Raw genomic sequence first — 12,199 nt, 5'->3', positions numbered from 1 at the left:
TGACACGTGAAAGCGATATGTAAAAGAAAGGACAGGGTTACGTGAAAAGCTCGAACCCCGTGCTGAAAAACCTGCCGGGCGCCCAGGGGGCGCAGGGCTACCAGGACTATCAGGGTTACCAGGACTACCAGGGGATCCAGACCCTGCCACAGTCTGAGCGCCCGATGACCGTGGACGATGTGATTACCAAGACCGGCATCACGCTTGCCGTGATCGTGCTTGGCGCTCTGATTTCCTTCGGTCTGTTTGCCAGTGGCAATGACGCCGCCGGCACGATCGCAACTGCTGTCGGCGGTGTTGGCGCCTTCATCGTGGTGATGGTGCACTCCTTTGGCCGCAAGTACGGCTCGAAGACGCTGACCTTGATCTACGCCATTCTTGAAGGCCTGTTCCTTGGTGGCTTCTCCCTGCTGATCACTGGAGCCTTCAGCGTTGGCGGATCTGATGCGGGCTCGCTCATTGGTCAGGCAGTGATTGGCACCATCGGCGTGTTCATCGGCATGCTGTTTGTCTACCGTACCGGCGCCATCCGTGTGACCCCACGCTTCACTCGGCTACTGACCGGTGCCATTTTCGGTGTGTTTTTCCTGGCGCTGGGCAACCTGTTGCTGTTCCTGTTCACCGGCATGTCCCCGCTGCGCGGCGGCGGCACCCTGTCAATCGTGTTCGGTTTGGTGTGCGTGGTGCTCGCAGCACTCGCATTCCTGCAGGACTTTGACCAGGTGGACAAGCTGGTCCGCATCGGCGCACCGGAGCAGGCAGCATGGGGCGCAGCCCTGGGCCTGGCTGTGACGCTGGTGTGGCTCTACACTGAGATCCTTCGCCTGCTGGCCATCTTTAATGACCGCTAGCTAAAACGGGGATACGACAAAAGCCCCGCACCTTCAGATTGTGAACTGAAGTGGTGCGGGGCTTTCGCTTTGCGTTTAGTAGTTCGACTCCGGGTTTACCGACTGGCCGTCAACGCTGATGGTGCTGAAGACAACCTCACCATCGACATCCTGCGGAGCGCCCAGCACTACGCTGACGCCCTCAACAACGCGATCCGGATCAACAGTGACGCGGGTAGCGGTGCCGGACGCGCCGTTAGCGGTCCACTCGTCCCAGACGATGTCCTCGAGGCGCTCCTTGCCACCCTCGCAGTCCAGGTTCAGTGCAGCCGGGCGCTGCAGGCCGGTCACGCCGCAGTTGTTCAGCAGCGGCGTAGCGTCAGCGCCAGCGGTCACGGTGGTGGTGGAGGCTGCGGTAGCGGTTGCCTGCGCTGCAGAAGCGTCAGCCACGTTGGTTGCGTCAGCAGTCTTGGCTGCGCCGGTGCTGCCGGAGGAAGCCAAGGAGTCAGCGCTCTGGCTCATCGCCGTGTCCACCTTCTGGTCAGAAGGGTTCTCATTCGGCGGGGAGCAAGCAGTGATAGCAAGAGCAGCGATTGCGGCAATGCCAGCTGCGGCGATACGGGAAGGTGAGGAAGTCACGGGTTACATCCTTAAGGGTTGAAAGCAGTCGAGTGAGATGCTTTGTACTTCTTACTTACTTCTTACGCGGGGTAGAAGCCTTAACCGAATCATAAGGCTCCGCGGAGATAATCGTCACCGAAATCTCGCGACCATTTGGTGCGGTGTAGGTGCGCGTCTCTCCCTCAGATGCGCCGACAACGGCAGCGCCCAGCGGAGAGTTCTCCGAATAGGTCTCAAGATCCTTGTTGCCGGTGGAGGCAGCGCGGGTACCAATGAGGAAGGTTTCCTTATCGTCCTCATCACCGTTGTAGTAGACGTGGACAACGGAACCGACGTGGGCAACGCCCTCAACAATGCCGGTGCGCTCAGTGGTGGAGTTAGCCAGGAGCTCAGAGATCTGCTTAATGCGAGCCTCTTCTTGATCCTGCTGTTCACGCGCAGCGTCGTAGCCCGCGTTCTCCTTCAAGTCGCCTTCTTCGCGGCGCTCGTTGATCTCGGCCGCGATGACCGGACGGTTATCAATCAGCTGCTGAAGCTCGGTCTCCAGCTTCGCCTTCATCTCAGGAGTGATGTACTGCTGTTGGGTCTCAGCCATAAGTCCACTACCTTCCCTTTTACCTCGGGCCCTTTTACCTCGGGTTTACCTCATAGTTGCAGGGCGCAAGCTTAACACGGCAGGCGCCACTATCTGGCACCAAGGTGCGCAGACTGTGGGTCCAGATATGACGGCAGGTCATAAGAACAGCCGTAGACCCTTCCATCTGCTAGCCGCCCGCGAGTGGGCAGCTCCACCTCGAAGCGCAGGACATCCTCCCCGCCAGCAGGAATTACAAACTCGCGGCGTCCAACCTCTGCATGGTCATAATCCACCGCTTGGATGATGCAGTACGCATCCTCATCGGTCTTCTTGCGGGTCACGTCCACCCACACACGTGCGGTGTCATCGCTCACACGCTCTTCACCAACAACCTCTGCACTGATGGGACGAGACTGGCTGCGATAGATTGCCTGGCCAGCAACGACCAGGGTGAACGCCACCAGTACAACGGCCACGATGACAATGATCTTGCCGCTGACAGTGGTGCCTTGCTGCCGCTGTTTTTCAGTAGCAGCGCCATAACGGGGGCGCTGCTTCGGAGAGTTTGCAGATGCGTTCGGCGCTTGCGGCACGGCGTTCAACCTCACTTCACTTCGATGACCCCCACAGGGAGATGTACTCGATCGTACTAATATGGTCGGTTGTTATTGCATGACCCCCTTCCAGGAAAGTTGGATCAAAACAGTGACAGGTTTGCGCCTTATGGCCATCCACGCCCACCCGGACGATGAATCGTCCAAGGGTGCAGCAACTATGGCTAAGTACGCTGCGGAGGGACACCGTGTCAAGGTAGTAACGTGTACTGACGGTCGCCGCGGTGATATTTTGAATCCCGCGATGGACCGACCCGGCGTGTTGGAAAACATTGTTGCGGTTCGGGAACAGGAGATGGCTCGGGCTGTGGCGGCGCTTGGCGTTGAGCACGAGTGGATGGGGTATGAGGATTCCGGGTTGCCTCAGGGCGACCCGATGCCGCCGTTGCCCGAGGGGTGCTTTGCGGTGCAGCCGGTTGAGGAGGTTGCGGGAAAGCTCGTGGCGTCGATACGCAGCTTCAAGCCTCATGTGCTGATTACTTACGACGAGAATGGCGGCTACCCCCACCCTGACCACCTGATGGTGCACGCGATCTCCATGGTTGCTTGGGAACGCGCGGGAGATCCCACCTTCGCCCCGGAAGCAGGGGAGCCATGGACGCCGCTGAAGATGTACTACAGCCACGGTTTCATCCTGAAGCGCATGGAGCTTCTGCATGACCTACTGGTGGCGCGGGGAGAGGTTAGCCCGTATGGGTTGATGATTAAGCGTTGGAAGGAAAACGAGGCCGACATTATGGAACGGGTGACCACCCGCGTTGCATGCGCCGACTACTTCGAACAGCGCGCCCAGGCGCTGACTGCGCACGCGACGCAGATCGATCCTGCCGGTGCGTTTTTGGCAAGCCCTGTTGCAGATCAGCAGCGTGTGTGGCCGACCGAAGAGTTTGAGCTGGCCCAAACCCGCGTTGAAGTCACGTTGCCAGAGCACGACCTGTTTGAGGGCATTACAGAGGGAACCAAGTAACAATGACTGATTTTTCTTTTGCTGAGCCTTCGTTTGCTGAGCTTTCGTACGTAGTCGCCCAGGCACCGCCGGAAACGCCGCGGGGCCCTGACTTTGGCAAGGCCCAGCCGACAGGCCTGCTGCTAATCGTGGTCCTTGGTGTTGCCGTCATCGCCTTGGGTTGGGCGTTTCACCGCAGGTTCTCGCGCTTCAACCGTCGTCGCGCGTTTGCGGAGATGCACGGTATTGATCCATTTGATGAGAAGGCCCTGGATGCGGCGATGGAGGAAGCCGGCGTGCTGGATCGCCGCCGCAAGCGGTTCATCTAAGCGTGCAGTTGTTGGGCGCGGGTAGAGTGAGTTTTGTGACTGTGCTGGAAACTCTGCTTTACCCGTTGTATGAGGCGCGCCTGCGCCGAGAACTGCGTGGTAAGTCCCGCCCGAAGCACATTGGGGTGATGGCGGACGGGAACCGTCGTTGGGCTCGTGAGGCGGGCTATGACGATATTTCGCACGGCCATAGGGTGGGCGCCGCCAAAATTGGTGAGTTGGTTCGTTGGTCTGCAGAGATGCAGATTGATGTGCTGACGATCTATTTGCTGTCCACCGAAAACTTGCAGCGCACCAGCGAAGAGGTTGAGCTGCTGTTCACCATCATCTCTGAGGTGATTGATGATCTGGCGGCGGAGCAGTACTCCTGCCGCGTACGCCTCGTCGGCCACTTGGAGCTGTTGCCGCCTGAGGTTGCGGAGCGCATGCAGCGCTCTGCTGACACGACCACGCAGAAGCACGGCCTAACCGTCAACATTGCGGTGGGTTACGGTGGCCGCCAGGAGATTGTGGATGCAGTGCGCACGCTTATCGACGATGCGGTGTCCACCAACACGCCCCCCGAAGCACTCTCCAGCCTGGTCACGGTGGAGTCAATCGCAGACAACCTGTACACCTCGGGCCAACCGGATCCTGATTTGGTGATCCGCACCTCCGGCGAACAGCGCCTTTCAGGGTTTTTGCTTTGGCAGGCGGCGTACTCAGAAATCTGGTTCACCGATACCTACTGGCCAGCGTTTAGGAAGATCGACTTCCTGCGTGCGTTGCGTGACTACTCGCAGCGGTCCCGCCGGTTTGGCAAGTAGTTTTATTAGATCTTGCGCTAGATCTTGCGCATCCTCACCCGCTGCACGGTGTGATCATATCCCTTGCGCAAGACGAGCGATGCCCGCACACGGGTTGGCAGAATGTTTTCCACCAAGTTGGGCAGGTTGATGGTCTGCCACAGCTCGCGGGCCTTATAGGCGGCCTGTGAGTCATCCAGATTGGCGTAGGACGCGAAGTGCGCACCGGGCTCACGGAAGGCAGTATTGCGCAGCTTCAAGAAACGCTCGATGTACCAGCGTTCAATGTCTTGGGTTTTTGCATCTACGTAGATGGAGAAATCAAACAGGTCGGACACCATGAGTGTGGGGCCGGTTTGGAGCACGTTGAGGCCCTCCAAGATCACAATGTCCGGCTTGCGTACCTCGACGTACTCACCGGGCAGGATGTCGTAGGCCTTGTGCGAGTAAATCGGAGCTTTGACTAACGGCTGGCCGGATTTCACCTCTGTTACGAAGCGCATGAGCTGGCGCCGGTCGTAGGACTCGGGGAAACCTTTGCGCTGCAACAAGTTGCGTTTTTTGAGTTCGGCGGTGGGGTAGAGGAAGCCGTCGGTAGTAATCAGGTCTACTCGGGGGTGAGAATCCCAGCGCTGCAACAGCACCTGCAGTACGCGGGCGGTGGTTGATTTACCTACTGCCACAGAGCCTGCAATACCGATGACGAAGGGAACATGCCCGGGATCACCCCCGATGAAGGCCTCCGTGGAGTTGATCAGCTTCTGGCGCGCGCGAACGTGTAGGTGGATCAGGCGCGAAATCGGAAGGTAGATGTCTTCGACCTCTTGCAGGTCCAAGTTTTCACCGATGCCGCTGAGCGTTTCCACCTCCTCAGCTGTGAGAACTTGCTTCATGGTGGCGCGGCGTTGCTTCCAATCGTCGCGAGAGAAATCGAGGTAGGGACTCGAATCGGCACCATTGGATACGCGGGACATGAGCACCATTGTTGGCATCTGCGCGAATTTAAGCAAAATTGTGTAAGCCGGGCCGCCTATACTTTCATTCGACCGTGCCCAAACTCTGACGAAAGGACCAGGTTTGTCTGCGTCTGTTGACCCCCAAGACCTGCGTTACCAAGATCTAGCAACGTATGACCCTGAGGTGTATGCCGCCATTGAAGGCGAGCTTGCCCGCCAGCGCACCACGCTGGAAATGATTGCTTCCGAGAACTTTGTACCTCGCAGCGTGCTGCAGGCGCAGGGGTCCGTGTTTACTAACAAGTACGCCGAGGGCTACCCGGGGCGTCGCTACTACGGCGGCTGCGAGCATGCTGACGTGGTGGAGGATCTGGCACGTGACCGTGCAAAGGAAGTCTTTGGCGCGAAGTACGCCAACGTGCAACCGCACTCCGGTGCACAGGCCAACGCCGCCGTGCTGATGGCGCTGGCGGAGCCGGGTGACACAATCCTGGGTCTGTCACTGGCTCACGGTGGCCACCTGACCCACGGCATGAAGATCAACTTCTCCGGCCGTCTGTACAACGTTGCGGCCTACGAGGTGGAGGAAGACACCCACCTGATTGATATGGCCAAGCTGCGTGAGCAGGCTCGTGAGGTCAAGCCGAAGGTGATCATCGCCGGCTGGTCCGCCTACCCGCGTCATGAGGACTTTGCGGAATTCCGTTCCATCGCGGATGAGGTAGGCGCGTACCTGTGGGTTGATATGGCTCACTTTGCTGGCCTGGTTGCTGCTGGCCTGCACCCGTCGCCGGTGCCGCACGCGCACGTGGTTTCCTCCACGGTGCACAAGACCCTTGGCGGTCCGCGTTCCGGTTTCATCTTGACCAATGACCTTGAGCTGCACAAGAAGCTCAACTCTGCTGTGTTCCCGGGCCAGCAGGGTGGCCCGCTGATGCACGTGGTGGCCGCCAAGGCGACTGCGTTCAAGATCGCGGGCACGCCTGAGTTCAAGGACCGCCAGCAGCGCACCCTGGATGGTGCCCGCATTTTGGCGGAGCGTCTGACCCAGCCGGATGCGGTTGAGGCCGGCGTTGGCGTGGTTTCCGGTGGCACCGATGTGCACCTGGTGCTGGTGGACCTGCGTAACTCTGAGATGGACGGCCAGCAGGCAGAAGATCTGCTGCATGAGGCGGGTATTACGGTTAACCGCAATGCGGTGCCGTTTGATCCGCGTCCGCCGGCCGTGACCTCTGGTCTGCGTATCGGTACCTCCGCGCTGGCAACGCGCGGTTTCGGCGAGGAGGACTTCCGCGAGGTTGCGGACATCATCGCCGACGCCCTGATCAAGGGCAAGGATGCCGATACTGCGGCACTGGCCAAGCGCTCCGCTGCACTCGGCGAGAAGTACCCGCTCTACCCGGGTATTGAAGACTGGAAGATGCTCTAGGCCCTTGAGTCTTCGCTAGCGGCGTCGCTTGCAGTGTTGCTGGCGTGCTGCGTGCGTGCTGCGCGCAGCCACTCCGGCTGATCTGCAAGCAGCGCCTTGATTTCTTCGGTGGTCAGCGGCTTGTCCATGTCGTTGTTTTTCAACGCGGTGATGGAGATACCAAGCTTGCGGGCCACCTCCGGGCGGGGGTGGGGGCCGTTGCGGCGCAGATCTACCAACCATTGAGGCGGGTTTTCCTGAAGCTCGCGCAGTTGGGCGTGGGTAACAGCGCCGTCTTGGAATTCCTGCGGGGTGGCAGGGAGGTATAGCCCAAGTTTCTTTGCCGCGGTGGACGGCTTCATTGCGGTGCCGGATGGTGCATTCGTGCTCATGGCAGTCCACGCTAGCATTGAGCGCATGCTCACCATCTCCTTTGTTACTGGCACTGAACCGGGCAAGTGGTTTAAGCGGTATGAGGAGCTTTCGGGCACTTGCTTATCAGCGTTGCCGTCAACCAACCCCCTAGCCGAGCCCGCAGACCTTGTGCTGATACGCCTGCCGGATACGCGAGTAGACGAGTCTTTTCACGTTGTCCGCCTCTATGAGGAGGCGCTTGGTGTCGCGGTGCCGAAGGACTCGGTGTACGCCGAGATGTTTGCCGCTACTGGGGAAGCGGTGGATAGAAAAGAGCTGCGCGATGAGATTGTGAACTTTGACTTTTTTGATTGCGTAGAGGCTGCAGGGGAGACCGAGGGGGACGCGATTGAGCAGTTGCGGACGGCGCTGCAGGTTGTCGCGGCGAACGTGGGTGTTGCATATGGGCCACTGCCACTTTTGCGGGCCTTGAGCAAGAAACAAGTTGTGGCGGCGCCGCTTGAGGCGCTGGAGGTAGCGCCGACGGAAATCGCGCTGGTATGGAAGAAAGAGCGCGACAGTGAGGAGGTCCAGGACTTCGTTGGGGTGGCGAAGGGAAGGACGGTGCGTTCGTCGCGGCAAACGGTGAAAGCGAAGAAGGGTGAGAAGCCTAAGAAGGGGGTAAAACCGCAGGCCAAGAAGCGTTCTGCGCAGGGAGTTCGGGGTAAGGTGCAACAGCGCTCAACTCGCAACCGGAAACGGCGGTGATGCCCCCATTAGGGTGTGATGGGAAGTGGTAGTCGGGGCTCCATATGCATAATGGGGAGTTGTTCTACGGAGAATCAGAAAGGTAATATGATTATGAACCGCAAGATTGTTGCTTCCATTGCTGCTGTTGCACTGGCTGGCGGCCTGGTTGCTTGCTCCAACGATGCAGACACCACTGCAGATACCACCGCGGAGACCACCGCTGACGCTACTGCCACCGACGTAGCTACCGAGACGGTTGCCGCTGAGACCGAGACCGCTTCCTCCACCGAGACCGCTACCGAGACCGTGGCGGCAGAAAGCGAGGGTGCTGCGGCTGCTGAGGGCGCAACCGAGGAGCTGGCACTTGAAGGCGGCAAGACCGCAATGGTTCCGCAGGGCGTTAAGGCTGCTATCGACGAGTTTGCTGAGGCTTCCTGGGGCGAGCCGACCGCCGTTGAAGAGGTAGACGGCGGCTGGATCGTAACCTTCGACGGTGAGCACTACATCACCTGGAAGGAGTCCACGGGCGGCTCCCCGATCTGGGGTAAGATCGCGCAGTCCTGGCTCAACGACGTTCACGGTGCACGCGAGATCGGCTTCCCGCTGGCTCCGGAGACCCCGAACACCGACGAGTCTGGCTGGAACCAGGAGTTCGAGAACGGCACCCTCGAGTGGACCCGTGACGGCGGCGACGATGCTGCCTTCACCGCAAAGGTTGAGAAGTAAAAACCCCGTTAAAGCCGTTTTGGTTTGCATCATGGCCGCACCTTCTTCACAATGGGTCTGGTGCAAAACCAAGGGTTTGATATTCGACCGATCCGTGAAGAGGACTATCCGCAGGTCCGTGAAATCTACGAGATGGGCTTGCGTTCCGGTAACGCCTCCTATGAAACTCGTGGGCTGACTTGGGACGAGTTTTCCCGGAGGAAGATTATTGAGACGGTGTTCGTGGCCGTCGATAAGCAAGACGATGCTCGGGTGCTGGGATGGGTGGCTGCCGCGCCGGCGTCGTCACGCAGTGTGTTCCATGGGGTGGTGGAAGACTCTATCTATACTCACCCCGATGCGCGCGGCAAGGGGGTCTCCGGCGCGCTGCTGGACAAGCTGATCGCCACCTGTATTGACCTGCACAAGTGGTCCATCCATGCGTGGATTTTCCCGGAAAATGAGGGCTCTGCTGGCCTGCACCTCTCGCGAGGTTTTGAAAAGGCCGGCACCTTCCACAACATGGGCAAGATGAGCTACGGCGAGCATAAAGGCCAGTGGCGCGACTGCGACATCTACGAGCTGCTGCTGCCGATGAGCAAGGATGATTCCAACTAGCTCAACTAGCTCAACTAGCTCAGGTCTTCCTTGAGCGGTTCTTCCTTGACAGGGAAGAGCAAGATGAGCGCAACGATGGTGAGCGGAACCATAAGCATGAACACTGGGGTCAGGCCGTCGTTGTAGCTGCTCAGAACAACCTCACGCAGGGGCTGTGGAAGCTGCGCAACAAGGTGTGGGGTGAGGCTGTTGGCGCCGTTTTGGAACTTCTCTGCCCACTGCGCGCCCTCAGGTCCGAGCTGGGCAAACGCCTCGGGGAGACGCGTTTCCAGGTGGTCGCGCATGCCATGGATGAACAGGGAGCCTGCGAGCGACGCGCCAATGGCCGAGCCGATCTGGCGGAAGAAATTGTTGGTAGAGGTAGCGGTGCCAACCATGCGCAGGGGAAACGAGTTCTGCACAATCAGAACCAGCACCTGCATAACAAGGCCCAAGCCGAAGCCGAAGACAAACATGTACACGCCGAGGCGGGTCAATGATGTTTGTGGAGTGAGCTGGGAGAACAAGTAGAGGCCAAGGGTAGTCACCGCCATGCCCGCGAGCGGGTAAATCTTGTAACGGCCGGTCCTAGCAATGATGAATCCCACCGCCATACCGGTGCCCAACATGCCCAACACCATCGGCAGCATCATCAGGCCGGCTTCAGTAGGCGTGAGCTCATGGACCATCTGCAGATACGTCGGCAGATAAGCCAGCGTACTAGTCATGGCAAAACCTAACACGGTGCCAGCCAGCGTTGTTAACACCATGTTGCGGTTGCGGAACAGTCCCATCGGGATCAGGGGGTCCTTCACGCGAAGCTCTGTAAACACGAACAGCACAGCGCTGACGGCGGCAACGGCGGCAAGGGTCACAATGATGGGGGAGTTCCACTCATACTGCGTGCCGCCCCACGTGGTGGTGAGGATCAAGCTGGTGGTGGCGATGACCATCAGCGTGGTACCCACGTAGTCGAAATGCATGCCCTTTGCGGAGCCACGACGCAGCTTCAGCACGGTGGCCGAGGCGGTCATGGCCAGCAGCCCCAGTGGGATGTTCATCCACAGCGCCCAGCGCCAACCCGGGCCGTCCGTAAACCAACCACCAAGCACAGGGCCCAGCACGGAAGAGACGCCGAAAACCGCACCCATGACGCCCATGTATTTGCCGCGCTCACGAGCCGGGACAACCTCAGCGATGATGGACTGGGAGTTAACCATCATGCCGCCCGCGCCAAAACCTTGGATGGCGCGCCCAATGATGAGCAGCTCCATGGTCTGTGCGAAACCGCCGATCGCGGAACCGATGACAAACAACACGATGCCGCCGATGTAGAGCCATTTGCGGCCAAGGATGTCCCCAAGCTTGCCGTTTAGTGGCATTGCAATAGTCATGGTGACCAAAAACGCGGAGATCACCCAGCTCATGTGCTCCACACCGCCCAGCTCGCCGACAATCGTTGGCATGGCGGTAGCGAAAATCATCTGCCCCAGCGAGCTCATCAACATGGTGAGCAGAAGGGCAGAAAACACCAGCTTCACGTTGGGTGCCGCCGGCTGAGCTGCGCTCGATGTTGTGGGGTTGTCTACCATGTCATCTCCTTTACGTAACCGGTCAGCTCTTTGGCGTAGGCGAGTAGTTGGGCGGTGGGGTCGGCGTCTTCCGGCGGCTGCCACAGGTAGCGGCTCACCACACCATGGAACAAGACGACGATGAATTGGGTCTCTTCCTCCGAGGATCCGGAGCCTCTTCGGTCCTCCGGAAACTGCTCAAAATGGTCGCGTACCGCGCGTCCAACCTTGGAAAGAAAGCCGCGCTTACGGGCAGCCTCCGCGTGCATCAGACCGGGATTGTTCTCCAGCAATTCACGACGGCACGTCGCCGCCGGCCCGTCGAACGGGCCTGGTTTGACCTCCATGGAACGAATGACCAGCTCCAAGAGGTTATCGCTGGGGGTATCCCGGATTGCGTCCAGAGCGGACTGGCTAAACGCGAAAGGGAAGGAGCCGAGGATCGCTTCATCTTTGGAATCGGCGTAGTTGAAAAACGTGCGCCGGGAAATGCCGGCGGCGCCGCAGATATCTTCAACTGTGACGTTGTCGTAGCCGTGTTGGCTGACAAGCTTGGCGGCTTCGTTGCGAATGTTTCGCAGCGTCTCGCGGCGTTTCTGCTCCCTGATTCCCTCTTTTTGCACGGGGTGCAATATTACACCCCGTGCAAACTAAGGCAAGCCCGCTGAAAGCTCGCCTTCTACCAGGGCAGTGTTGCTCTCCGAGTAGGTCAGTTTGATTACGCCTGGCGCGATCTGATCAACGTCCCAGCGGCCCTGGCCGTTGTTGCAGCCCTTGGTCAGCGGGGTCGACTGGCCGTCTTCGCCGATCAGTGCCGTGCAGCCCGTCAGGGGATAGGTCACCGACGCAGTGCCGCCACCAAACGTGGCCACCGCAGGCCACGCCTGCACCTTCGCGTTTTCCTCAAGGCTATTCAGGGTGCCCGTGAACGTGCCGGTCGGAGCTTCCGGGTCTTGCGCAAGTTGCGGCTGCGCGGTCACCGTCACCGTCTCCGGGACAGCGGAGGTGGGCTCGGGGCGAGGGTTCGCCGACCACCACGCACCAGCAAGCGCAACCAGAATCAGGGCGACAGCAAGCGCCGAGACGCCGGCGGCAATCCAAGGTTTGTTGGAGCCGCCGGCGTCGCGGAGTTCAGAAAATGAATCTGCCACTAGCT

The 12,199-nt window shown here is 59.5% G+C and carries 16 protein-coding genes; 8 read left to right on the top strand and 8 right to left on the bottom strand.

All coding sequences use genetic code 11. The features are described from left to right. Window positions 1–41: 41 nt before the first annotated feature. On the top strand, window positions 42–851 hold the full coding sequence (locus tag HMPREF3104_RS09620; RefSeq protein ID WP_070495453.1) for a Bax inhibitor-1/YccA family protein: 810 nt from the start codon (window positions 42–44) through the stop codon (window positions 849–851). Window positions 852–926: 75 nt separating this feature from the next. Here the strand turns inward: HMPREF3104_RS09620 and HMPREF3104_RS09615 are convergent, their stop codons facing one another. The 3 genes from HMPREF3104_RS09615 to HMPREF3104_RS09605 all read right to left on the bottom strand — a co-directional run bounded on the left by HMPREF3104_RS09615 (window position 927) and on the right by HMPREF3104_RS09605 (window position 2,621). After that, window positions 927–1,469 (bottom strand): hypothetical protein, encoded by a 543-nt coding sequence (locus tag HMPREF3104_RS09615; RefSeq protein ID WP_052204949.1) that lies wholly within the window; start codon window positions 1,467–1,469, stop codon window positions 927–929. 55 nt (window positions 1,470–1,524) lie between these two features. Then, the gene (gene greA / locus HMPREF3104_RS09610; RefSeq protein ID WP_052204947.1) at window positions 1,525–2,046 is read right to left on the bottom strand and encodes a transcription elongation factor GreA; all 522 of its coding nucleotides are present in this window, start codon (window positions 2,044–2,046) and stop codon (window positions 1,525–1,527) included. An 89-nt stretch (window positions 2,047–2,135) separates the two neighbouring features. Next, a complete protein-coding gene (locus HMPREF3104_RS09605) occupies window positions 2,136–2,621 on the bottom strand; it encodes a DUF4307 domain-containing protein (RefSeq protein ID WP_052204945.1) in 486 nt (161 codons plus the stop codon). 112 nt (window positions 2,622–2,733) lie between these two features. Here HMPREF3104_RS09605 and mca point away from each other — a divergent pair, with 112 nt between their 5' ends. Genes mca through HMPREF3104_RS09590 form a run of 3 tightly spaced genes read left to right on the top strand, consistent with a single transcriptional unit; the run spans window position 2,734 to window position 4,723 of the window. Beyond that, entirely contained in the window at window positions 2,734–3,609 is an 876-nt protein-coding gene (gene mca / locus HMPREF3104_RS09600) for a mycothiol conjugate amidase Mca (protein ID WP_070495450.1), read from the top strand. 2 nt (window positions 3,610–3,611) lie between these two features. After that, window positions 3,612–3,917 carry a hypothetical protein gene (locus HMPREF3104_RS09595; protein WP_070495441.1) on the top strand — a complete coding sequence of 102 codons (306 nt, stop codon included), beginning with the start codon at window positions 3,612–3,614 and terminating at the stop codon, window positions 3,915–3,917. Between the two features lie 35 nt (window positions 3,918–3,952). Further along, window positions 3,953–4,723, top strand: coding sequence for an isoprenyl transferase (locus tag HMPREF3104_RS09590; protein ID WP_070495688.1), 771 nt, complete (start codon window positions 3,953–3,955; stop codon window positions 4,721–4,723). A gap of 17 nt (window positions 4,724–4,740) precedes the next feature. Here the strand turns inward: HMPREF3104_RS09590 and coaA are convergent, their stop codons facing one another. Beyond that, window positions 4,741–5,676 carry a type I pantothenate kinase gene (gene coaA / locus HMPREF3104_RS09585; RefSeq protein ID WP_070495686.1) on the bottom strand — a complete coding sequence of 312 codons (936 nt, stop codon included), beginning with the start codon at window positions 5,674–5,676 and terminating at the stop codon, window positions 4,741–4,743. Between the two features lie 103 nt (window positions 5,677–5,779). Between coaA and glyA the strand changes: the two genes are divergently transcribed. After that, window positions 5,780–7,087 carry a serine hydroxymethyltransferase gene (gene glyA / locus HMPREF3104_RS09580; protein ID WP_070495437.1) on the top strand — a complete coding sequence of 436 codons (1,308 nt, stop codon included), beginning with the start codon at window positions 5,780–5,782 and terminating at the stop codon, window positions 7,085–7,087. Here the strand turns inward: glyA and HMPREF3104_RS09575 are convergent. Further along, window positions 7,084–7,458 (bottom strand): DUF5997 family protein, encoded by a 375-nt coding sequence (locus tag HMPREF3104_RS09575; protein ID WP_141738207.1) that lies wholly within the window; start codon window positions 7,456–7,458, stop codon window positions 7,084–7,086. The two genes, glyA and HMPREF3104_RS09575, sit on opposite strands and share 4 nt — an antisense overlap. Here HMPREF3104_RS09575 and HMPREF3104_RS09570 point away from each other — a divergent pair. The 3 genes from HMPREF3104_RS09570 (at window position 7,457) to HMPREF3104_RS09560 (ending at window position 9,493) form a co-directional block, all read left to right on the top strand. Beyond that, the gene (locus tag HMPREF3104_RS09570) at window positions 7,457–8,188 is read left to right on the top strand and encodes a LysR family transcriptional regulator substrate-binding protein (protein ID WP_246816410.1); all 732 of its coding nucleotides are present in this window, start codon (window positions 7,457–7,459) and stop codon (window positions 8,186–8,188) included. The two genes, HMPREF3104_RS09575 and HMPREF3104_RS09570, sit on opposite strands and share 2 nt — an antisense overlap. Before the next feature lie 93 nt (window positions 8,189–8,281). Beyond that, window positions 8,282–8,896, top strand: a complete 615-nt coding sequence (locus tag HMPREF3104_RS09565; RefSeq protein WP_141738205.1) for an LGFP repeat-containing protein — start codon at window positions 8,282–8,284, stop codon at window positions 8,894–8,896. 51 nt (window positions 8,897–8,947) lie between these two features. Further along, complete coding sequence (locus HMPREF3104_RS09560) at window positions 8,948–9,493, top strand: GNAT family N-acetyltransferase (RefSeq protein ID WP_052204930.1); 546 nt, start codon at window positions 8,948–8,950, stop codon at window positions 9,491–9,493. A 14-nt stretch (window positions 9,494–9,507) separates the two neighbouring features. Here HMPREF3104_RS09560 and HMPREF3104_RS09555 read toward each other — a convergent pair whose 3' ends face one another. From HMPREF3104_RS09555 to HMPREF3104_RS09545, 3 genes are read right to left on the bottom strand one after another with little or no spacing between them, the layout of a single operon-like run. Then, window positions 9,508–11,064, bottom strand: a complete 1,557-nt coding sequence (locus HMPREF3104_RS09555) for an MDR family MFS transporter (RefSeq protein WP_070495424.1) — start codon at window positions 11,062–11,064, stop codon at window positions 9,508–9,510. Further along, on the bottom strand, window positions 11,058–11,666 hold the full coding sequence (locus tag HMPREF3104_RS09550) for a TetR/AcrR family transcriptional regulator (protein WP_052204924.1): 609 nt from the start codon (window positions 11,664–11,666) through the stop codon (window positions 11,058–11,060). The genes HMPREF3104_RS09555 and HMPREF3104_RS09550 overlap by 7 nt, the downstream gene beginning before the upstream one ends. 27 nt (window positions 11,667–11,693) lie before the next feature. Next, window positions 11,694–12,194: a hypothetical protein gene (locus tag HMPREF3104_RS09545; protein WP_070495421.1), complete on the bottom strand. Its 501-nt coding sequence runs from the start codon at window positions 12,192–12,194 to the stop codon at window positions 11,694–11,696. Between the last annotated feature and the right edge of the window lie 5 nt (window positions 12,195–12,199).

The organism is Corynebacterium sp. HMSC30G07, from assembly GCF_001806945.1.
Lineage (GTDB): Bacteria > Actinomycetota > Actinomycetes > Mycobacteriales > Mycobacteriaceae > Corynebacterium > Corynebacterium riegelii.
The sequence above is the reverse complement of the archived record's forward strand: the minus strand, read 5'-3'. Positions and strand labels throughout refer to the sequence as shown.